The sequence below is a fragment of the Microbacterium sp. NPDC056052 genome (genome assembly GCF_042266785.1).
Classification (GTDB): Bacteria; Actinomycetota; Actinomycetes; order Actinomycetales; family Microbacteriaceae; genus Microbacterium.
Genome location: NZ_JBHJWV010000004.1, coordinates 25,611 through 45,593 on the forward strand (window position 1 = coordinate 25,611; position 19,983 = coordinate 45,593).

Sequence of the window (19,983 nt, forward strand, 5' to 3'; positions counted from 1 at the left end):
GGCCCCTGCCCCTGAACCACGGAACGGCCCCGGGATCGGATCCCGGGGCCGTTCTGATCAGAGACCGAGCGTCAGCTCAGGCCCTGCGCGGCGAGCCAGGCCTTGGCGATCTCGGCGGCCTGCTTCTTGTCGACCGTGCTCTGCACGTTGAGCTTGACGAGCTCTTCCGTGGTCAGCTTGGCGCTGACGGCGTTGATCGCCTTGGCGATCTGGTCCGAGACGGTCGCGCTCGCGATCGGCACGACGTTCGAGGACAGGATCATGTTCTTCGGATCCTTGAGGGCGACCAGGTCGCCCTTCTCGAACGCGGGGTCGGCCGAGTAGATGTCGGCGACCTGCACCGTGCCGGCGCGCAGCGCCTCGAGCGTCGTCTGCCCGGTCGCCGAGAACGCCAGGTCGACGCCGTAGTCGGTCTTCGCCGCGGCGGGGCCGTAGGGACGCTTCTCGAACTCGGGCGCACCACCCACGGTGACCGTGCCGGTCATCTTGGAAAGGTCGGCGATGGAGTCGAGACCGAACTTGTCGGCGTTGGACTTGAGCACCGTGTAGGTGTCCTGATCCGCAGCCTTGGCGTAGTCGAGCGCGACGAGGCCCTCCGGCAGGGTCTTCTTGAGCGCCGCATAGACGTCGTCGGGGCTGTTCGTGTCGGCCTTGCCGCCCAGGTACTCGAGCAGGTTGCCGGTGTACTCGGGGAACAGGCTGATCGCACCGGACTTCACGTCGGGCATGTACGCGTCGCGCTGCCCGATGTTGAATTGGCGCTTGACGGTCATGCCGTCCTTCTCGAGCGCCTGCGCGTAGATCTCGGCGATGATCTCGTTCGAGTAGTAGGCCTGGGATCCGATCACGATCGTGTCGGAGGATCCGGATCCGCTGCTCTCGCTCGGCTTGTCGAGCGGGTTGCTGGATCCGCAGGCGCTCAGCGTGAGCGCGACGGCGACCGCGGCCGTTGCTGCGGCGGCGATCCGGGTGATGCGAGCGGTGAACATGGTGTTCCTCTCTTGGCGATCTGTGTTCTTGGCGATCTGTGTGTTCTGCGATTGCGGGACGACGGACGTGGTCAGCTGCGGGCAGCGCGGAGCGCGCGGGCGCGGCGACGGGGTTCGCCCTCGGTGCGCCCGCCGCCCGAGGCCCGCACTCCGGCGGGCACGGCGGCGCGCTGCGCGAGCGCGAAGAGGAGATCGGCGAGCAGGGCGAGGACGGCCACGAGGAGCGCGCCCGCGAGCACCTGATCGAACTGGTTCAGCTGGATGCCCTGGATGATCGGGAACCCCAGCCCGCCCAGGTTCACCCAGGCGGCGATCGTGACGGTGGCGATCACCTGCAGGGTCGCGGCGCGGAGCCCGCCGATGAGCAGGGGCAGGCCGAGCCGGAACTCGACCTTCCAGAACACCTGCCACGGCGTCATGCCCATCGCCTTGGCCGCATCGAGGACCCGGGGGTCGATCGCCTCGATGCCGGTGTAGGCGCCCGCGAGCAGCGAGGGGATCGCGAGCAGCACGAACGTCACCAGGGCCGCGGCGGGGACCTGCAGCACGCCGAACAGCAGCACGAGCAGGATCAGCAGGCCGAACGAGGGGATCGCGCGGGCCGCACCCGAGATCGCCACGGCGATCTCCCTGCCACGCCCGGTGTGGCCGATGATCCACCCGGCGGGCACGGCGATGACCGCCGCGAGGGCCACGGACAGCACCGTGTAGAGCAGGTGCTGGCCGAGCAGGTTGGGCAGCGCGTAGGTGCCCGTCCACTGAGCGGGATCGAGTAGCCAGCGGATCGCATCGACGAAGAGGTTCATGCGGCACCTCCCGTGGCGGCGCCTCCCGTGACGACGGCCGGCCTGGAGCCGACCACGGCCCGCTTCGGCGCCCGCTGCCACGGCATGAGCACGCGCCCCAGCAGCACCAGCAGCAGGTCGACGATGAGCGCGAGGACGACCACCGCGAGCACGCCCGCGAAGACCTCCTCGATGAGCCGGCGATCCAGCCCGTTGGTGAAGAGATAGCCGAGGTTCGTGACGCCGATCAGCGTTCCGACTGTCGCGAGCGCGATCGTGCTGACCGCGGCCACGCGGATGCCCGCGAGGATCACGGGCCCGGCGAGGGGCAGCTCGACGGTCCAGAACCGGCGACCGGATCCGTAGCCCATCGCGGTCGCCGCCCGGCGGACGTCGGCATCGACCGAGTCGAGCCCGTCGGCGACCGAACGCACCAGGATCGCGATGTTGTAGATCGTGAGCGCCGCGACCAGGTTCGGCTCGAGCGTCGCCCGATAGCCGAACAGGGCCGGCATCAGCATCAGCAGCGCCAGCGAGGGGATCGTGTAGAGCAGGCCGGTGAGCACGATGATCGGACCGCGCACCAGCCGGAACCGCCAGGCGATCCAGCCCAGCGGCACCGAGACGACCACCCCGAGCACGAGCGCGATCAGGCTCTGCCGCAGATGCGTTGCGGTCAGATCGAGGATGAGCCCGAGATTGTCGATGATCCAGGTCATGTCAGTCGACGGCCCCTGCGTCGACGGAGACCTCGTCCGCCGCCCTCGGCGGATGCGCGTCCAGCAGCGAGGCCGGGGACTGCACGAGGGTGCCCTGGGCGCGGCCGTCGGCGTCGACGATCAGCGTGCCGTGCGGCGTCTGCTTCAGGTGCAGCGCGCGCTTTCCGCGGTCGGCGCCGACGAACGCCGCGACGAAGTCGTCGGCCGGGGCGGAGAGGATGTCCTCGGGGGTCCCCTTCTGCACGACACGGGCCGACCGGTCCAGGATCACGATCTGATCGCCGAGCAGGAAGGCCTCCTCGATGTCGTGCGTGACGAACACCACGGTCTTGTCGAGCTCGCGCTGCAGGCGCAGCAGCTCCTGCTGCAGCTCCGTGCGCACGATGGGATCCACCGCCCCGAAGGGCTCGTCCATGAGCAGGATGTTCGGATCCGCGGCGAGCCCTCGCGCGACGCCGACGCGCTGCTGCTGCCCGCCCGAGAGCTGGCTGGGATAGCGGTCGGCGAGGGCTTGGTCCAGCCCGACGGTGTCGAGCAGCTCCCGCGCGCGGACGTGCGCGTCGCGGCGGGGGACCCCGTTGAGGCGCAGCACCGTGGCGACGTTGTCGATCACGGTGAAGTGCGGCATCAGCCCCGAGTTCTGCATCACGTAGCCGATGCTGCGGCGCAGTGCCACGGGATCCTTGTCCAGCACGCTCTCGCCGTCGATCTCGACGGCGCCGGAGGTGGGCTCGACCATGCGGTTGATCATGCGGAGCAGCGTGGTCTTGCCGGATCCGGACGAGCCGACCAGGACGGTGGTCTTCCGGGCGGGGATGACCAGGCTGAAGTCGTCGACGGCACAGGTGCCGTCGGGGAAGGTCTTGGTGACGGAGCGGAATTCGATCATCGGCGGTCCGCCCCTCAGGGGAGCGCCCCCTCCTGCGGAACGACGCCCTGGCGCACCGTCACGGCCGGGGCGAATGCGACGCACCAGGAGAAGTCGACGCCGGCGTGCTCGATGGCCTCCGGAGACGGATGGAGGGGGGCCCAGGCCAGATCCTCGTGGTCCTGCTCGCCCACCCGGATCGCGTAGGACTGGCGCTCGCCCTGCCCCGAGGGCGAGTCGGAGGTGGAGCCGGCCCGCAGCACACCCTCCGTGATCGAGGTCGGCGGGAAGTACCGGTCGCCCTCGATGACCACCACATCGGCGTCATCGGCGTTCGCGATGACGGTTCCTTCGAATACTGCTTGCATGCTCGTCCCTCCGGGGAATCGATGCGACTCGCTTCTTCTCGGCTGCGGCGTGGCGACACGGCGCCTTACCGACAGTACGCGGGGCCTCCGACATCGGGAACAGCCATGCCGTCCTTCGGATTCCCTGAGGCCGTCAGGCCGACGCGCGGCCGTAGGCCTCCAGGAGACGCAGCCAGACCTCGCTCATCGTCGGATACGACGGCACCGCGTGCCAGAGCCGGGCGAGCGGGACCTCTCCGGCGACCGCGATCGCTGCGGCGTGGATGAGCTCGGCGACGTCGGGCCCGACCATCGTCACCCCGAGCAGCACCTGCCGGTCCTCGTCGACGACCATGTGGGCGCGGCCCGTGTAGCCGTCGGCGTGCAGCGCGGCGCCGGAGACCGAGGAGAACTCGGCCTCGACCTCCCTGATGCGATGGCCGGCCTCGCGTGCTGCCGCAGCGGTGACGCCGACGGCGGCGACCTCGGGCTCGCCGAAGACGACCTGCGGCACCGCGACATGGTCGGCCGTCGCGACGTGGCGGCCCCAGCGGTCGTCGTCGACGGGCTCGCCCTTCGCCCGCGCGGCGATCACGTCGCCCGCGGCGCGGGCCTGGTACTTGCCCTGGTGCGTGAGGAGCACCCGGCCGTTCACGTCGCCGACCGCGTAGAGCCAGTCCACGCCGGGCACGCGCAGGGTGTCGTCGGTGCGGATCGAGCGGCCCGCGGGGAGCCCCACGGTCTCCAGGCCGATGTCGCCGCTGCGGGGCGTGCGTCCGGTCGCGACGAGGATCTCGGCGGCGCGCACGTCGCCGCCGTCCGTGGTCACGGTCACCCCTTCGGCATCCCGCGAGACGCTCTTCGTCGCGACGCCCGTGCGCACGTCGACGCCGAGCGCACGGAGCCCCTCGGCGACGAACTCCCCCGCGAACGGCTCGACGGATCCGAGCAGGCCGCTGCGGGCGAGGACCGTGACCTCCGCGCCGAGCGAGGCGTACGCGGTGGCCATCTCGACCGCGACCACGCCGCCGCCGATCACGACCAGCGACGCCGGGATCTCCTCGGCGCTCGTGGCCTCGCGACTCGTCCACGGGTTCGCCTCGTGAAGGCCGGGGATCGGCGGGATCGCGGCGTCGGATCCGGTGCTGACCGCGACCGCGTGCCGGGCGGTGAGGGTGCGCACGCCGCCCTCGGGCGTGGTGACGGCGACCTTCCGCTCGCCGCTCAGGCGCCCGTGGCCCCGCACGAGGTCGATTCCGGCGGAGTCGAGCCAGGCCACCTGGCCGTCGTCCTTCCAATGGCTCGTGAAGGAGTCGCGCCGGTCGAGCACCGCGCGCACGTCGAGATCGCCCGTGATCGCCTCGGCCGCGCCTCCCACATGCCGCGCCGCCCGCAGGGCCTGCGGCGAGCGCAGCAGCGCCTTCGACGGCATGCACGCCCAGTAGGAGCATTCGCCGCCGACGAGTTCGCTCTCCACGATCACCACGGTGAGCCCGGCCTGCACCGCGCGGTCGGCCACGTTCTCTCCCACCGGGCCTCCGCCCAGCACGATCAGGTCGTATTCGTCGGTCATGCGATCCGCCTCTCGATCACGGGTGGTCGCAGGGCACAGCGCCCCCCGACCTCGTCCACCCTTCCAGAACAGCCGGGATCCGGCGGGGATTCCTGAGGAATCGTCAGGCGGGATCCGCCGCGGGCGTCACCACCGACGGATCCCTGACCTCGATCACGAGCGGAGCGTCGGCATCCGCATCCCTGATGCGCCAGACCCGCGCCCGCGCGCCGACCCCGGGCACCTGCGTCTGGAGGAGCATCGGCGACCGCGCCGTCGCGCGCTCCCACGTCGCGAGGAGCGGTCCCGCGGCGGTGTCGACCGCGAGCTCGAAGCGGTCGACGCCGCCGTCCTCGATCGTCGACACCGTGCGCGCACGGACCGTGCCGTCGAGCCGCTCGATGCGGCCGGCCGCTCGACGCCAGCGCGCGTGGGCGCGGACGCGCTCGGCGCTGTGCACCAGGGAGCCGATGAAGACCGCCCAGAGCACGACGACGAGGACCGCGATGAACACGGTGAAGAGGAGCGAGAACCAGACGCCGGGGGTCGTCATCGTCCAGAGCGGGACGATCGAGCCCGCACCCACGACCGTCGCGAGCACGAGCAGCACCACGAACACCGCCCTGGCGCCGGGGCGCATCGCACCCCGCAGCGGCAGCTCCGCCGGTGGAACCGGATCCGGCCAGCGCTCGACGAGCACCACGACCTGGCCGACGGACGCCGAGGACGGAGGGGTCATAGCCGGGAGTCTAGGGCGTGGAGGAGAACGGTCTGGGCGTCCGTTCGGCAGGAGATCTGCAACTCCGCAGGAGGATCCGGGTCGAGATCACCTGCGGAGTTGCAAAGATCCTGCGGAGTTGCGTTGCGGAGCGCCGCGACCCGGCTCAGCGCACCAGCAGCAGGTGCGTCGGCGCGGGGGCGGGAGTGCGGTGCCGGACGCGACCGGGGGCGCCGGTGCGGTCGTCGAGGTCGAGCACGCTGATCTCGTCCGAGCGCTGGCCCGCGACGAGCAGCGCGCCGTCGTGCACGAGGTGGTGGCGCGGCCAGTCCACGCCGGTGTCGGCGAGAGCGAGGGGCTCGACCCGCTCGCCGGATCCGCGCACGCGGAGTGCGGCGATCGTGTTGCTGCCGCGCACCCCGGCGTAGAGCGTCTCGCCGTCGCGGGAGCGGCTGAGCTCGGCCGGATAGTCGTGGCCCGGCGTCACGATCGCGGAGACCGGAACACCGGAGACCAGGCCCCAGCGGCCCTCGCGGTCGGCGGCCAGCGTGAACAGCTCGCACGAGTACTCGGTCACCACATGCAGGTGCCCGCTGGGGTGCACGACCATGTGCCGAGGACCGGATCCGCGCGGCAGCACCACCTCGTGATCGAGCGTCAGCGCGCCCGAACCGGTTGCTGAGCTCGCCGACGCACGCCAGATCCGCACGAGGTCGTAGCCGAGGTCGGTCGTCGCGATCCGGCCGTCGGGCAGGAACGCCGCGGCGTGCGCGTGCGAGACGCGAGGATCCCCGTTCGGATCCAGGCGGTTCGGATCCCCGGCATAGGGGTCCTCGGCGGCCATCGGATCCGCACGGTCCTGGGACTCGTCGGCTCCCTCGCGCTCCTCGGCGTCGCGGTCGCCGAACAGCGCCGCCCGCAGCTCTGCCGCCTTGTCGCGCGCACCGGGGACGAGGCCGCCGTCCGCGCCCAGCCCGATCCGCACCACCCGGCCGTCGCCGTAGCAGCTCGCCACGAGGAAGCGCCCGTCGGGCGCGACCGTGAGGTGGCACACGGACTGCCCCGCTGCGATCGGCCGCCCGAACGGGCGGAGGGCGTTCTCGCCCGTGCGCGCGAACGCGGCGACCTCCCCGGATCCCTCGAGCGCCGCATAGACGACGTCGAGCGTCGGATGCTGCGCGAGCCAGGACGGCGACGGAGCAGGAGCGACGGCGCCGCGGTACGCGAGCGTGGTCGGCCCGTGTCCCTCATCCACCGCCAGCATCCCGATGCCGTCGGCATGCCCACCCATATCGACGCCGTAGCCGCCGACCCAGAATCGCGTCATCGCATCCTCACTCTCTCGTCGGGTGCACGCCCTGCTGCCGAGTGCACGGGACATACACGCCGATAGCCTGTGCGCTCGGCAGCATCCCGTGCACTCGGCACGCGGACCGCCCCGCAGGCGTCAGTCGACGAGGTCGTGGCGCACGACGACCTGGTCGCGCTCCGGGCCGACGCCGATCACCGAGATGCGGGTGCCGCTCATCTTCTCCAGCGCGAGCACGTAGTCCTGCGCGTTCTTCGGCAGTTCCTCGAACGTGCGCGCGGAGGAGATGTCCTCCTGCCAGCCCGGGAAGTACTCCAGGATCGGCTTCGTGTGGTGGAAGTCGCTCTGGTTCACCGGCACGTCGTCAAAGCGCACGCCGTCGACGTCGTAGGCGACGCACACCGGGATCTGGTCAAGCCCGTCGAGGATGTCGAGCTTGGTGAGGACGAGATCGGTGATGCCGTTCACGCGGGTCGCGTAGCGGGTGATCGGTGCGTCGTACCAGCCCACCCGGCGCGGACGCCCGGTGGTGGTGCCGAACTCGAAGCCGCGTGCGCGCAGCCAGTCGCCCTGCTCGTCGAAGAGCTCGGTGGGGAACGGACCGGATCCGACCCGCGTCGTGTACGCCTTCACGATGCCGACGATGCGGTCCAGACGGCCGGGGCCGACGCCGGATCCGGTCGCCGCGCCTCCGGCGGTCGCCGAGGAGGACGTCACGAACGGGTAGGTGCCGTGGTCGACGTCGAGCATGGTGGCCTGGCCGCCCTCGAACACGACGACCTCGCCGCGCTGCAGCGCGTCGTCGAGCAGGTGGCCGGTGTCGGCGACCATCGGACGCAGCCGCTCGGCGTACGAGAGCAGGTCTTCCACGATCTCGTCGCACGTGATGGCACGGCGGTTGAAGACCTTGACCAGCAGGTGGTTCTTCTGGTCAAGGGCGCCCTCGACCTTCTGGCGCAGGATGTTCTCGTCGAAGAGGTCCTGCACGCGGATCCCCACGCGGTTGATCTTGTCGGCATAGGCCGGGCCGATGCCGCGGCCGGTGGTGCCGATCATGCGCTTGCCGAGGAAGCGCTCGGTGACCTTGTCGAGCGTGCGGTGGTACTGGGTGATGATGTGCGCGTTGGCGCTCACCTTGAGGCGCGAGGTGTCGATGCCGCGGGATCCCAGGGCCTCGAGCTCGTGGAACAGCACCTCGAGGTCGATCACGACGCCGTTGCCGATCACGGGGGTGACGCCGGGCGAGAGGATGCCGGAGGGCAGCAGGTGCAGGGCGTACTTCTCATCGCCGACGACGACCGTGTGCCCCGCATTGTTGCCGCCGTTGAACTTGACGACCCAGTCGGTGCGCTCGCCGAGCAGATCCGTGGCCTTGCCCTTGCCCTCGTCGCCCCACTGGACGCCGACGATCACGATTCCTGGCATGGGTGCATCCCCCTTGGGTGCGGCCGGTGGCCGCCGTGCTTTCGCCGGGTTTGCACCGGCTGATGAGCTGGCCCGATCGGGCGGAGCCAGTCTATCGGAGGGGATGGACGGACCGCGGGGCAGCCGGGGCGGACGGACGTTCGGATATCGTGAGGCGCACGCCCCGCCGGGGCGCACCGCCGAACGGGATGAGGACATGACGCAGGAGACGGATCCCGGATCCGCGACCCAGGGCGCACCGCCCGCGGGGTCCTCGCGTCGCGCCGCCCGGCTCGAGCAGCAGCCCACGGCGGTCCTGCCCGCGGCGGCACCGGTCGCGCACGCCGGAGCCGGATCCCGGGGCCTCGGCCGGCAGAGGACCCTCCTGCTCGCCGGCGGAGCGGCCGTGGTCCTGCTCTGTGCGGCAGCGGGCACGCTCATACTGGGACTTCGGAATGCCCCGACCGACCGCACGGGGACCCCGACCTCGGACATCTCGGTCGACGCCGGCACCCGGAATCCGGCGAACGCCCTGCTCGGCGAGGGCGGCGGCTCCCCCGGCCCCCTTCCCCGCACCGACCCGACCGCGCAGCCGACGGCACCCATGACACCCGCACCCGCGACGCCGGCCGACGAACAGCTCGCGCCTCCCTCGACCGGCGACGGCACGACGCCGGGCACCCCGGTCGCCGAGCCCGGCACGCCGTCCGGCGCCTCCGCGCCGTCCGGCCCCGGAGCGCCTTCGGGACCGCCCCCGGCGCCCGCCGCGCCGAAGCCGCTCGCCTTCGCCGGCCTGACGCGGAACTCCACGATCGGCTTGCTCGGCATCAGGATCTTCTCGAGCGACACCCTGTCGCTCTCCGGAGAGCCGGGCGCGACGGCGTCCGTGAGCTACGGATCCTCGCCCACCGGATCCGTGACCTTCGACGAGTCCGGCCGCGCGACGCTCACGGTCGGCGGATCGCTGATCGACCTGGGCGACCCCGTGATCACGGTCGCCTACTCGGACGGCACCGCGGGCACCGCCATCCACGCCCGCCGCAGCGCTCTCTGAGCGCCGACGGGGGCCGCCGCGCCGGGCCCCGTCGTGGCGGGATCTCGGCGAGGGATGGCGGTCGTCGTTCTCGACCGATGTCCGCGGCCCCTGCGACGATCGAAGAATGACCGAGACCACGCCGGAACGGACCAGCCTGCCTGCATCGGGCAGCGGCGCGACCACGCCGACCCCGCGGCGTCACGGCGCCCTGGTCCTGATGGCGGCCGTGGTGACGGTCGTGCTCTGGGCCTCGGCGTTCATCGGCATCCGCGGCGCGGGCCCCCACTTCGACCCCGGCGCGCTGGCGCTGCTGCGCATGGCCGTCGGAACGATCGCCCTCACCGCCATCGCGCTCCGGCGCGGCATCCGCCTGCCGGCACGGCGGCACTGGCTGCTGGTCGCGGTGTGGGGCGTCGGCTGGTTCTGCATCTACAACCTCGCGCTCAACGCGGCGGAGCACACCCTCGACGCCGGCACCGCCGCGATGGTGGTCAACCTCGCGCCGCTCATGGTCGTCGTCTTCAGCGGGCTGTTCCTGCGCGAGGGCTTCCCGAAGCCGCTGCTGATCGGGGCTCCGATCGCGTTCGGGGGCGTGGTGCTCATCGGCCTGAACTCCTCGACGAAGAGCGGCGCCATCGATATCGCGGGCCTCCTGCTCGCGCTGCTCGCCGCGATCATGTACGCCGGATGCACCCTGCTGCAGAAGCACCTGCTGAGCGCCGGCACCGATGCGACCACGCTCACCTGGCTGGGCGCCGCCGTCGGGACGATCGCCCTGCTGCCCTGGACGGGCAGCCTCGTGGGGGCGCTGCAGACCGCGCCGCTCGATGCGACGCTGTGGGTGGTCTACCTCGGCGTCTTCCCGACCGCGATCGCCTTCACCACCTGGGCCTACGTGCTGCAGCGCAGCACCGCGGGGCAGACCTCGGCGACCACCTACGTGGTGCCGGCGATCGCGATCCTGCTGTCATGGCTGATCCTCGGCGAGGTGCCGACACCGCTCATGTTCCTCGGCGGCGCACTCTGCCTGCTCGGGGTGCTCGTCACGCGGCTGCGGTGGCGGCGGCGCGACCGCGCAGCCTGACGACGGACCTCAGCGCGGGCGGATCTCCCCTCGGGGAAGGCCGAGGGCGGCGAGCGTCTCGGCGGCTGCGGCGCGCTTGAGTTCGAGCGACTCGCCGATCTCGGCAGCGAGTCGCGGATGCGCCCGGATCAGCTCGTCGATGACGGCGAGCGGGATCCGCAGCACGGTCAGCACCTCCGCCGCGGAGATCGTCACCGTGGTGCGCTCACGGGTGAGCGCCGTCTGGCCGATCAGCTCGCGCGGACCGGCCTCGCCCACCGGGATACTCGCGTCCCCGGTCTCGAACTGCATCACGACGCGGCCGGACAGGATCAGGCGCACCTCGTTCGGAACGATGCCGGCGGGCAGTACGACCTCACCGACGCCGTACCGCTGCAGCTGCGCGCCGGCCCGCACCAGCCCTCTGCCCGCCTCGTCGAGATGCAGCGCGGGCGCGGCCTCCTCGATCGCGGCATCGAGCATCGCAGGCTCGGCGATCGGATCCGTCGCGTCGCCGTCGAGGGCGAAGCCGCGCCGCCGCGCGGCGTACCAGAGCCAGGAGAGATAGAGGGAGAGCGCACCGGAGGCCTCGGCCGGTGCGGCGATCGGGATCGAGACCGTGTACTTCGCGGAACCTGCGTATTCGGCGGTCGCCCGCTCCTCGTGCCACCGCATGGGCAGTCCGTCGGCGAGCTGCACGAGCAGCGCCATGACCTCCTGCGGCGGGTCGTCGGTGCTGAAGGACATCGACGCGGTCGCGTAGTACGGGCCCGCCGGCTCGCTCAGGTTCGTGAACGAGGCGCCGGAGAGCGTCGAGTTCGGGACGATCTGGATCCCGGATCCGGTGTCGATGTGCACCGCCCGCCAGTTGACCTCGACGACCCGTCCCTTCACCCCGCCGGTGTCGAGCCAGTCGCCGATCTTGAACGGCTGCTCGAACAGTAGCAGCAGCCCCGAGACGACGCCGCCCGCCGCGTTCTGCAGCGCCAGGCCGATGACGATCGAGGTCACGCCCAGGGCGGTGAAGAGCCCGCCCACGTCGGCGTCCCACACCCAGGAGAACAGCATCGCGAGACCCACGACGACCAGCACGAGCCGCGCGATCTCGACGAAGATCGACGGGACACGACGCCGCCAGGATCCCTCCTCCGCGTTCGCGAACAGGACGACGTTGAAGGCGGAGAGCACGAGCAGGATCAGCAGGAAGCCGAAGACCGTCGCGACGACCCGCACCCAGACGTAGCCGTCGTCCTTCCGACCGATCGCGAAGACCAGCAGCGCGAACAGCGCCCCCGCGGGGACGACCGCGTTGCGCAGCAGCGCGACCGGCTTGGCCAGCGGGTTGCCGCGGCGGCGGAGCGCTCCGAGCAGCTCGGTCAGCCCCACGAGGAGCACGGGCACGCCGACGGCGAGCCCGATCAGCCACCAGGTCCAGCCCTGCTGGAACAGGCCGCCCATCTCAGGCCACCTTCCACACGGTCTCGGCCTTGCCGCGCACCTCGACGGTCCCCGCCTCGATGTACTCCACGAGCTCGGCGGTGCGGTCGCGCACCTCCTGGCTGACGTAGATGCCGGGATCGCCGCTCACCGAGCGCACCCGGTAGGCGAGGTTCACGGCATCGCCCCAGAGGTCGTAGGCGAGGCTCGTGCGCGCGACCAGGCCGCTCGTCACGGCGCCGGTGTCGACGCCGGCGCGCAGCCCGATCGCCGTACCGTTCTGCGCATTGAACCGCTCCAGCACCTCGCGCAGGCTGCGGGCGAACTCGACCGCCCTGCGCACGTTGTCGACGCGGGGGACGATCAGTCCAGAGGACGCCAGGTATCCGCCGTGCAGCGTGCGCACCTTCTCCACCCCGGCGCGTTCCGCGGCCTCGTCGAAGCCGCGCATGAGCGTGTTGAGCTGCGCGATCTCCTCCTCGGCCGTGAGGCTCCTGCTGTGGTCGTCGAAGCCGATGAGTTCGGCGAAGACCACCGACACGTTGTCGTGCGCCTCGGTGATCGCCTCGTCGCCCTTCTTGTACCGCTCCGCGACGCTCTGCGGCATGAGCGTGTGCATGAGGCGCTCGTTCTCCTCGCGCTGGTCTTCGATCAACTGCTGCTTGATCCGCAGGCTCGACGCCATGTCGTTGAACGCGCTGCCGAGATCGCCGAACTCGTCGCGGGATCCGGCGGGCACCTGCACGTCGAGATCGCCCTCGGCGACCTGGTGCACCGCGGTGACGAGGCGGTTGATCGGGCGGGTGAACACCTGGGCCAGCAGGAGGGAGAGGAGGGCGACCGCGAGCATGATCCCGAGCAGCGAGATCAGCACGATCCGCGTGAAGTCGTCCACCGGCGCGAAGGCCTCGCTCGAGTCGATGCGCGCGATGACGACCCAGTCCAGGCCCTCCACGTCGAGAGGGCCGTAGCTGACGACGCTCGACCCGCTGATGTAGTCGGATCCCTCGAGCGTGCCGCTCTTCCCGCTCTGCGCCCTGGCCACCGCATCTCCCGTGATCGGCTGGATCAGGACCGTGCCGCCGACCTCCGCGGCGCGCTTCGCCGCCGCCGGGGGCGTGCCGTGATCGATGACCGTCTGCACGTACTGCTTCGGGTGCTCGACCACCTCGCGCGAGATGCTGCGCATGAGACCGTCCCGCCCGACGAGGTAGACCTCGCCCGTGGTGCCGAGTCCCTGGCCCTTCCAGCCGTTGCTCCCCGTCATCACGTTGTTGACGAACGACAGCGGGAGCTGGATCGCGAGCGCGCCGGTGATGCCCTCGTCGTTGCCGATCGGCGACACGATCCACATGCTCGGGGTGCCCAGGGACGGCGCCCAGCGCTCGAAGTCGGTCATCACGACGGTGTCGACCGAGTTCGTCGCGATCGCCTTGCGGTACGCGTTGGCCAGCTTGGAGTCACGGAGCGGTCCGGTGTCGAGGTTGCTGCCCAGCTCTGGCCCCTTGTACGCCGAGTAGACGACGTCCCCGGTGAGGTTGAGCAGCAGCACGTCCTCATAGCCGGCCTGCGTCACGAGCCGGGAGAAGTAGTCGCCGTAGCGCGCCGCGGCCGCGGAGTACGTCGTGCCGTCGCCGCCGTCGTCGGTCCTCAGCATCTTCTCGTAGCCGGCATCGTCGAGAGTCGTGTTCCGGGCCGTGTAATGGGCCTGGATCCATCGGCCCGCGGCGGACTCCGGCACGAGCGCACCGGATCCGTAGTGGTCGCCCGTCCTCTTCTCGAGCGCGGGGACGAAGCGGTCCGCGTAGAAGCCGTCGAGCGCCGCCTCCTGGGCGGCGGGCAGCGTCTGGCTCTGCAGCTCGTCGAAGCCGGCGTTGAGCGCCTGCGACATGTTCTGCGCACTGAGGTTCCGCGAGTTCAGCGACGCCGTGCGCTGAACGTCCTCGAGCGCGACCTTCATCTCATGCGCGCGCATCTCGCGGATCGTGGTGAGCTGGTCGATCGAGCTCGCGTGCAGGGAGTTGCGCCCGTTCACGAACCCGATCGCGCCGATGATCAGCGCGGAGATCAGGCTCACGCCGAGCAGCATGATCAGCAGCTTCGACTGGATGCCGAGCCCTGCGCGGCCCCTGCTCCTGCCCCGGCGGATCCCTTTCGCTTCCGGTGACATGCTCTGCATCGAAACCCCCTTGATCCGGACACGACACTGCGAACGTAGCGGTATACCGGTATCCACGGGAAGAACGGGAGCTGTCGTTTCGTCATTCGGGGCGTCGGCGTCGTGCGCCCCGCCCCGCGGATCAACCGGCCCGCAGACTCCCGCCGGCCACCCGAAGCGCGGCGAGCACCACGGCCGCACCGATGACCCAGGCGGCGGGGGCGGATCCCGCGACGAGGATCGTGACGACGCCGGCCACGCCGAGCAGCGCGGACACCGTGGCGCGGCCCGCGCCGACCGAGATCATCGCGGACTCGCGGGCGGCCTCGCGCCGTCCGACGCGGGCGACGACGAGCGCCACCGCGATGAGCACGGCCGCGAACCACAGGGGCCGGCCCGCCCACCATTCGGTGCTCAGCGGCACGGGCAGGACGAGTGGGGAGAGCAGCATCGCTCCGGCGATCGCGATCACCACGAGCATGTGCCACGAGTAGATCGTCATCGCCCTGGCGTTGATCCATCCCACCGCGACGGCCGTCCTCGGGCCGGCGGCCCAGGCGCGCAGCCGCGGGCGCAGGACGAGGAACAGGGCGGTCTGCGCGATGCCGGCGACCACGAGGATCGCCATCGGCGGGTTGAGCGCCGTGATGAGGTCGGCCGGCGCGGCGCCGGTGAGGATCAGCACGCCCGCGACGGCGACCGCGGCGCCGGCGATCGCGAGCAGCGGCGCACGGCGGAGGCGGTCGAGCGATCCGTCCGCGACCGCGAAGCCGATCTGCTGCAGCAGCAGCCAGACGAAGGCCATGTTCACCAGTCCGATCGCGGTGACGCCGGTCGCGCCGCGCACGATGTCGACCGCGACGACCCCTGCGGCGAGCGCGACGACGGTGAGTATCCGGTGCCGCTCGTGCAGGCGCACCATGAACGGCACGAGCGCCGAGCAGCCGAGGTAGACGCCCAGGAACCACAGCGGCTGGCTGATCCGGAATCCGGCCGTGGCGACGACGTCCGCCGGCACTCCGGCGATCACGAGACCGGCCAGCAGCACCGCGGTCGCCAGGATCGCGCCGGATGCGGGGATCAGCAGCCGGCGCATCCGCGCGGCCACGTAGTCGCCGGTCGTGGCGCCTCGCGCCCGCTGCCGCGTCCACTGCGTGTACGACGCGAAGCCGCCGAGCACGAAGAACAGCGGCATGATCTGCAGGACCCAGGTGAGCGGGGCGAAGCCGTCCCAGCCCTCCATCGCGTTGCGCAGGATCGGGGATCCGTCAGCGGCGACGCTCACCCCGACCATGAGGGAGTGCAGCAGCACCACGACGCCCAGCAGGATCGCCCGCACGCCGTCGACGGCGGTGTCGCGGGTCGTCTTCGCCGGAGCGGAACCGGGGGCGACGGGCCGCGCAGGATGCACCGGCGCGGGGGCGAGGACGGGGGTGAGGAGTGCCATGTCCCTACGGTCGCGGTCAGGTCGCCCCCTCCGCGTCCCGCTGCGGTGCTGAGTACACCCCCTACCGGGGTATCATCCGGCTCAGCCCGCGGGAGCGACCAGTCCGGCGTCGTAGGCGAGGATCACCGCCTGCACCCTGTCGCGCAGATCGAGCTTGGAGAAGATGCGGCTGACATGCGTCTTGACGGTCTGCTCCGCGAGGAACAGCTCGGACGCGATCTCACGGTTCGAGAGCCCCCGCCCGATCAGCACGAGGATCTCGTGCTCCCGCTCGGTCAGGCCCTTCAGGCGCAGTTCCGTGCTGTTCGAGCGCGGGCGGCTCTCCGCGAAGCGCTCGAGCAGGCGCCGGGTGATGCGCGGAGCGAGCAGGGCGTCTCCGGCCGCCACCACGCGCACCGCCTGCACGAGCTCCTCGGGCAGGGCGTCCTTGAGCAGGAATCCGCTGGCACCGGCCTGCAGGGCCTCGTGCACGTACTCGTCGGCGTCGAACGTGGTCAGCACCAGCACCGCCGGCGGGGTGCGGCCGTCGCGCTCGGCGGCCGCGATGATGCGGCGGGTCGCCTCGATCCCGTCGAGGTTCGGCATGCGCACGTCCATGAGCACCACGTCGGGGCGCAGCCGTCGCGCCTCGTCGACGCCCTCGCTCCCGTCCGAGGCCTGCCCGACGACGTCGAGCCCGTCCTGCGCCTGCAGGATCGCGGCGAAGCCGGCTCGCAGCATCGCCTGGTCGTCCACGATCAGCACCGTCGTCATGCCTGCTCCTCCCGGGGGATCCGCACCTGCAGCACATACCCGCCGTCGCCCGTGACGGCGGCCGCGACCGTACCGCCCATCGCCTCGACGCGCTCGCGCATGCCGCGCAGCCCGTGCCCTCCGCCGTCCGCCCGCGGGGCGATCGGCCGCGTCGGAGGCGCGTTGCGGATCCGTATCCCCCGCTCCGCGGGCGTCTCGGTCCAGGCGATCTCCGTCGCCGCGCCGGGAGCGTGCCGGGCGACGTTGCTCAGCCCCTCCTGCACGACGCGGTAGGCGGTGAGGCCGAGGAGCGGATTGCTCCGCTCCGCAGCGGTGAGCTGCCAGGATCCGGTCTCGGTGACGGGCGCGAGGTCGTTCGCCCTGGCGAGAAGCGCGGGAAGGTCTGCGAGCCCGGGTTGCGGGGCGTGGTCGGCCTCGCCCTCCTCGTCGCGGAGCAACCCGAGGATCACCCGCATCTCCTTCATCGCCGACCGCGCGGTGGCGGCGACCTCGTCGAACTCCGCGGCCGCATCCGCGGGCAGATCGGGCATCCGGTAGCGCGCACTCGCCGCACGGACCTGGATCGCGGACATGCCGTGCGCGACGACGTCGTGCAGCTCGCGGGCGATGCGCGCCTTGTCCTGCACGGCTTCGCGGCGGGCGAGCTCCGCCGCGGTCGCCGCGCGCTCCGCGCGCAGCTGGACGCGCAGCAGCGACCAGTTGCGGATGCCGGCCCCGATGGCCGCGGCGACGAGCGTGACGGCGGCGAACACGATCAGGTCCGCGATCACAGGGCCGCTGCCGACATCGCCCTTCGATTCGGTGGCGATCATGATGGCCACCAGCACGCTGAACGCCCAGCCGGCGACCGGGATCCACCAGCGCGCCCGCAGGGCGACGCCGATCCAGACGAGCGCGTACGCGACGATCGTGGAGGCGGCGATCGGCCAGGGCTGATCAGGGCCCGCCACGGCGAGCCCCGAGAGCGCGCTGCCCGAGATCAGCGCGAGCACGGTCGCCCAGACCGGCGCGAACAGCGCGAGCACGATGGCCGCCGCCTGCACGAGCGACAGGATGAGCGCCGCGGCGAGCGGGATGCGGTAGACCGTGACGCTCAGCGATGCCGCCACCGCGAGCTGGGTGATCGCACAGGCGACGGCGAACGCCCAGATCGCGAGGTTGCCGCGCCCCGGCACGACGCGCAGCGGCAGGATCCCGAGGCGGCGCAGCCCCGGACGTGCCGCAACGGCCTGCGGGCCTGGATCGGCCATGCGGAGTCCTCTCCACGATCGGCGGGTGGTCTGTTCCACCGTACGGGGTCGGGCCCGGGCGCCACATCTTCGCGTTCGATGGCTTATCGCCGGCACTCCGTCAGTGCGCGGTGTTGTTCCTCTGTGGCTTTTGACGTTGTCCAAGATCTGAGTGCGCGAATACGGCACCTGGCACGACTCGACGGCGCACGATCAGGGGCTTGGGGCGGCCCGAGACCGCGCCCATCAGCCACTCGACCGGGCCGGTGCCGACGAACCGCCCCCAGAGCCAGGCGACCGCGAGCGGCACCAGCACCACGCTCCCCCAGGCGACCGGCATGTTCGAAGCCGGCCAGCCGATCGATCCGGCCCAGAGCGACACGATCCAGACGTGCAGCAAATAGAGGCTCAACGCCAGCTGCCCCCAGATGCGCAAGAGGGCGAATGGCCCCGCCACCACAGCGCCGCCCCGCGGAAGGCTCGCGAGCAGCACAATCACCGCGTAGGCGACGAAGACGAGACCGACGTCGTGCAGCGTGTCCGGGTAGCTCCCCGAGACGGGGGTGGGCTGGTGCAGGCCCTTCTCGAGCACCGGACGCACCGCATAGGCGAACGGGGCGACAGCCAGCATCACCCACATCGTGCGATTGCGACGCAGTCCGTTCCGCAGCAGGAGGGCGCCGAGCAGGAAGAACGGCAGCAGATTCGTGAGCCGGTAGGAATGCCCCAGCGCCGTCCAGTCGGCCAGGTGCTGCACCAGGATGTTCGAGGAGAGGATCTGCCCGGCCTGCCCGCGGGCGAGCTCGTTGAGCGGGGCCCCGACCACGACGACGATCGCGAGCACCACCGCGAGCACGCGCGATCCGAGCAGGAGGAGCGGCACTCCGACGATCAGCAGCAGCCCGAGGTAGGAGAGGACGACCGCCACCCACGAGCCCCAGGTCGCCACCCACAGTCCGAGTGCGACGAGCACGAGCCCTCGGATCGCCTGCTGCAGCAGCGTCGCGCCCACCCGTCGAGACGTATTCCACACGAGCTGCGCCGACATCCCCATGACCAGCGCAAACAACGGAGAGGCGAGGTCGTTGACGTTGGCGATCACGAACTGCACCACTCGCGGCAGCTGCGGGAGGAGAGGATTCGCGTGCGCGATCAGCATCGCCACGATCGCGATACCCCGGAGCGCATCGGGGACGATCAGCCTTTCCGAGCGCGCCACCGCCATCCCGATCCTCTCGTCGCCAGAAAACTATCGCATCGCGGTGACTCGATGTGGCCCAGGAGAGGCCTCTGGCCTACTTCGCTTTCTGGACCTCACTCGCAGCATCCGTCTCCAAGCCCGACCGGTTCCCGGACGTCGACGTGGCCGCCCTAACACTCGACCAGCTACCGCGCCGCCGTCCTCATCCACACCGCCATCGCGTGGACCATCCAGTTGTCAGACATGCCCTAGAGCCCTCTCATCCGCAGAAGCCGGCTCACGAGTCCCGGCCTCCTTTCGCCTCTCCCCATCAGCCGGTCGGCGACCGCGGGCGTCTCCGGCGGAAACATCTCTCGCACGTTCTCGGCACCGATCCTCACCGTCCGGCCTTTCTCCGCGGCGCGTGCGGCGGGTGCCCACCCCGTGACATGGAGATACCACCCGACGCCCACGCCCGGGATGTCATCGGGCAGACGCACCTCGAACTCGACACCCTCATGTTCGAGCCCCGCGACACCCGAGGCCAGCCAGGCGACACGGACGACCCTGGCCGTGCGATCGGCATTCCAGATCACGGCCTTGTTCCACCGTCGCACCAACTCCGCCTCTCGGCGTTCGCGCACATCCTGCCGCCACCAGAAGACGCACAGGGCGAGCAGCAGCAACGCGGTGGTGCTCCACAGGACGACCTGGAACATGTCCACGCTCATCGATGGCATCCTTCCCGAGGCAGAACTTCGGTTCAGCATACGGAGGGGGCGGTTCCTGCGCCCCTCCGCGCAGAGGTCCGACTCCACGGATGGGCAGTCCTCCCCATCCGCTCCGCGTCACGCGATCGGCCTCGGCGGTTACGCTGGCAGGGTCGCGCGCGGCAGGATCGTGCGACAGCAGAGTCACAGGGGGATCCGCACGTGAGCCAGAACAACGACACCGCCGCGTTCGCCGCGCAGACCCCGCCGCCGCCCGCG

At 71.2% G+C, this 19,983-nt stretch carries 18 protein-coding genes; 2 read left to right on the top strand and 16 right to left on the bottom strand.

The window, feature by feature from the left end; genetic code table 11:
- Positions 1–71: 71 nt before the first annotated feature.
- The 9 genes from ACFC1J_RS09060 to ACFC1J_RS09100 all read right to left on the bottom strand — a co-directional run bounded on the left by ACFC1J_RS09060 (position 72) and on the right by ACFC1J_RS09100 (position 8,712).
- On the bottom strand, positions 72–989 hold the full coding sequence (locus ACFC1J_RS09060) for an ABC transporter substrate-binding protein (RefSeq protein WP_375904546.1): 918 nt from the start codon (positions 987–989) through the stop codon (positions 72–74).
- A 71-nt stretch (positions 990–1,060) separates the two neighbouring features.
- A complete protein-coding gene (locus ACFC1J_RS09065) occupies positions 1,061–1,795 on the bottom strand; it encodes an ABC transporter permease (protein WP_375904548.1) in 735 nt (244 codons plus the stop codon).
- Positions 1,792–2,493, bottom strand: coding sequence for an ABC transporter permease (locus ACFC1J_RS09070; protein ID WP_375904550.1), 702 nt, complete (start codon positions 2,491–2,493; stop codon positions 1,792–1,794). The genes ACFC1J_RS09065 and ACFC1J_RS09070 overlap by 4 nt, the downstream gene beginning before the upstream one ends.
- A gap of 1 nt (position 2,494) precedes the next feature.
- Positions 2,495–3,382 (bottom strand): ABC transporter ATP-binding protein, encoded by an 888-nt coding sequence (locus ACFC1J_RS09075; protein ID WP_375904552.1) that lies wholly within the window; start codon positions 3,380–3,382, stop codon positions 2,495–2,497.
- A gap of 14 nt (positions 3,383–3,396) precedes the next feature.
- Complete coding sequence (locus ACFC1J_RS09080; protein ID WP_375904554.1) at positions 3,397–3,729, bottom strand: DUF427 domain-containing protein; 333 nt, start codon at positions 3,727–3,729, stop codon at positions 3,397–3,399.
- Positions 3,730–3,862: 133 nt separating this feature from the next.
- Positions 3,863–5,281: a dihydrolipoyl dehydrogenase family protein gene (locus ACFC1J_RS09085; RefSeq protein WP_375904556.1), complete on the bottom strand. Its 1,419-nt coding sequence runs from the start codon at positions 5,279–5,281 to the stop codon at positions 3,863–3,865.
- Positions 5,282–5,384: 103 nt separating this feature from the next.
- The gene (locus ACFC1J_RS09090) at positions 5,385–5,999 is read right to left on the bottom strand and encodes a hypothetical protein (RefSeq protein ID WP_375904558.1); all 615 of its coding nucleotides are present in this window, start codon (positions 5,997–5,999) and stop codon (positions 5,385–5,387) included.
- Between the two features lie 145 nt (positions 6,000–6,144).
- Positions 6,145–7,305, bottom strand: a complete 1,161-nt coding sequence (locus tag ACFC1J_RS09095; RefSeq protein WP_375904560.1) for a lactonase family protein — start codon at positions 7,303–7,305, stop codon at positions 6,145–6,147.
- 120 nt (positions 7,306–7,425) lie between these two features.
- A complete protein-coding gene (locus ACFC1J_RS09100) occupies positions 7,426–8,712 on the bottom strand; it encodes an adenylosuccinate synthase (protein WP_375904562.1) in 1,287 nt (428 codons plus the stop codon).
- 196 nt (positions 8,713–8,908) lie between these two features.
- On the opposite strand from ACFC1J_RS09100, the gene ACFC1J_RS09105 reads away from it, so the two are divergent.
- Both ACFC1J_RS09105 and ACFC1J_RS09110 read left to right on the top strand, forming a co-directional pair.
- Entirely contained in the window at positions 8,909–9,745 is an 837-nt protein-coding gene (locus ACFC1J_RS09105; protein WP_375904564.1) for a hypothetical protein, read from the top strand.
- A 106-nt stretch (positions 9,746–9,851) separates the two neighbouring features.
- The gene (locus ACFC1J_RS09110) at positions 9,852–10,811 is read left to right on the top strand and encodes a DMT family transporter (protein ID WP_375904566.1); all 960 of its coding nucleotides are present in this window, start codon (positions 9,852–9,854) and stop codon (positions 10,809–10,811) included.
- A 9-nt stretch (positions 10,812–10,820) separates the two neighbouring features.
- Here ACFC1J_RS09110 and ACFC1J_RS09115 read toward each other — a convergent pair whose 3' ends face one another.
- The 7 genes from ACFC1J_RS09115 to ACFC1J_RS09145 all read right to left on the bottom strand — a co-directional run bounded on the left by ACFC1J_RS09115 (position 10,821) and on the right by ACFC1J_RS09145 (position 19,725).
- Positions 10,821–12,248, bottom strand: a complete 1,428-nt coding sequence (locus ACFC1J_RS09115; protein WP_375904568.1) for a mechanosensitive ion channel domain-containing protein — start codon at positions 12,246–12,248, stop codon at positions 10,821–10,823.
- A 1-nt stretch (position 12,249) separates the two neighbouring features.
- Positions 12,250–14,397, bottom strand: a complete 2,148-nt coding sequence (locus tag ACFC1J_RS09120; RefSeq protein WP_375904570.1) for an adenylate/guanylate cyclase domain-containing protein — start codon at positions 14,395–14,397, stop codon at positions 12,250–12,252.
- A 130-nt stretch (positions 14,398–14,527) separates the two neighbouring features.
- Positions 14,528–15,832, bottom strand: coding sequence for an acyltransferase (locus ACFC1J_RS09125; RefSeq protein ID WP_375904572.1), 1,305 nt, complete (start codon positions 15,830–15,832; stop codon positions 14,528–14,530).
- Positions 15,833–15,913: 81 nt separating this feature from the next.
- The gene (locus tag ACFC1J_RS09130) at positions 15,914–16,585 is read right to left on the bottom strand and encodes a response regulator (protein ID WP_375904574.1); all 672 of its coding nucleotides are present in this window, start codon (positions 16,583–16,585) and stop codon (positions 15,914–15,916) included.
- Positions 16,582–17,835, bottom strand: a complete 1,254-nt coding sequence (locus ACFC1J_RS09135) for a sensor histidine kinase (protein WP_375904576.1) — start codon at positions 17,833–17,835, stop codon at positions 16,582–16,584. Before ACFC1J_RS09135 ends, ACFC1J_RS09130 begins: the two co-directional genes overlap by 4 nt.
- A 100-nt stretch (positions 17,836–17,935) precedes the next feature.
- On the bottom strand, positions 17,936–19,039 hold the full coding sequence (locus tag ACFC1J_RS09140; RefSeq protein ID WP_375904578.1) for a heparan-alpha-glucosaminide N-acetyltransferase domain-containing protein: 1,104 nt from the start codon (positions 19,037–19,039) through the stop codon (positions 17,936–17,938).
- Positions 19,040–19,263: 224 nt separating this feature from the next.
- Positions 19,264–19,725, bottom strand: coding sequence for a hypothetical protein (locus tag ACFC1J_RS09145; RefSeq protein ID WP_375904580.1), 462 nt, complete (start codon positions 19,723–19,725; stop codon positions 19,264–19,266).
- Between the last annotated feature and the right edge of the window lie 258 nt (positions 19,726–19,983).

Excerpts from the sequence above, each read along its gene's own strand:
- ACFC1J_RS09060 (WP_375904546.1), bottom strand. The coding sequence starts at position 989 with ATGTTCACCGCTCGCATCACCCGGATCGCCGCCGCAGCAACGGCCGCG.
- ACFC1J_RS09065 (WP_375904548.1), bottom strand. The coding sequence starts at position 1,795 with ATGAACCTCTTCGTCGATGCGATCCGCTGGCTACTCGATCCCGCTCAG.
- ACFC1J_RS09070 (WP_375904550.1), bottom strand. The coding sequence starts at position 2,493 with ATGACCTGGATCATCGACAATCTCGGGCTCATCCTCGATCTGACCGCA.
- ACFC1J_RS09075 (WP_375904552.1), bottom strand. The coding sequence starts at position 3,382 with ATGATCGAATTCCGCTCCGTCACCAAGACCTTCCCCGACGGCACCTGT.
- ACFC1J_RS09080 (WP_375904554.1), bottom strand. The coding sequence starts at position 3,729 with ATGCAAGCAGTATTCGAAGGAACCGTCATCGCGAACGCCGATGACGCC.
- ACFC1J_RS09085 (WP_375904556.1), bottom strand. The coding sequence starts at position 5,281 with ATGACCGACGAATACGACCTGATCGTGCTGGGCGGAGGCCCGGTGGGA.
- ACFC1J_RS09090 (WP_375904558.1), bottom strand. The coding sequence starts at position 5,999 with ATGACCCCTCCGTCCTCGGCGTCCGTCGGCCAGGTCGTGGTGCTCGTC.
- ACFC1J_RS09095 (WP_375904560.1), bottom strand. The coding sequence starts at position 7,305 with ATGACGCGATTCTGGGTCGGCGGCTACGGCGTCGATATGGGTGGGCAT.
- ACFC1J_RS09100 (WP_375904562.1), bottom strand. The coding sequence starts at position 8,712 with ATGCCAGGAATCGTGATCGTCGGCGTCCAGTGGGGCGACGAGGGCAAG.
- ACFC1J_RS09105 (WP_375904564.1), top strand. The coding sequence starts at position 8,909 with ATGACGCAGGAGACGGATCCCGGATCCGCGACCCAGGGCGCACCGCCC.
- ACFC1J_RS09110 (WP_375904566.1), top strand. The coding sequence starts at position 9,852 with ATGACCGAGACCACGCCGGAACGGACCAGCCTGCCTGCATCGGGCAGC.
- ACFC1J_RS09115 (WP_375904568.1), bottom strand. The coding sequence starts at position 12,248 with ATGGGCGGCCTGTTCCAGCAGGGCTGGACCTGGTGGCTGATCGGGCTC.
- ACFC1J_RS09120 (WP_375904570.1), bottom strand. The coding sequence starts at position 14,397 with ATGTCACCGGAAGCGAAAGGGATCCGCCGGGGCAGGAGCAGGGGCCGC.
- ACFC1J_RS09125 (WP_375904572.1), bottom strand. The coding sequence starts at position 15,832 with ATGGCACTCCTCACCCCCGTCCTCGCCCCCGCGCCGGTGCATCCTGCG.
- ACFC1J_RS09130 (WP_375904574.1), bottom strand. The coding sequence starts at position 16,585 with ATGACGACGGTGCTGATCGTGGACGACCAGGCGATGCTGCGAGCCGGC.
- ACFC1J_RS09135 (WP_375904576.1), bottom strand. The coding sequence starts at position 17,835 with ATGGCCGATCCAGGCCCGCAGGCCGTTGCGGCACGTCCGGGGCTGCGC.
- ACFC1J_RS09140 (WP_375904578.1), bottom strand. The coding sequence starts at position 19,039 with ATGGCGGTGGCGCGCTCGGAAAGGCTGATCGTCCCCGATGCGCTCCGG.
- ACFC1J_RS09145 (WP_375904580.1), bottom strand. The coding sequence starts at position 19,725 with ATGAGCGTGGACATGTTCCAGGTCGTCCTGTGGAGCACCACCGCGTTG.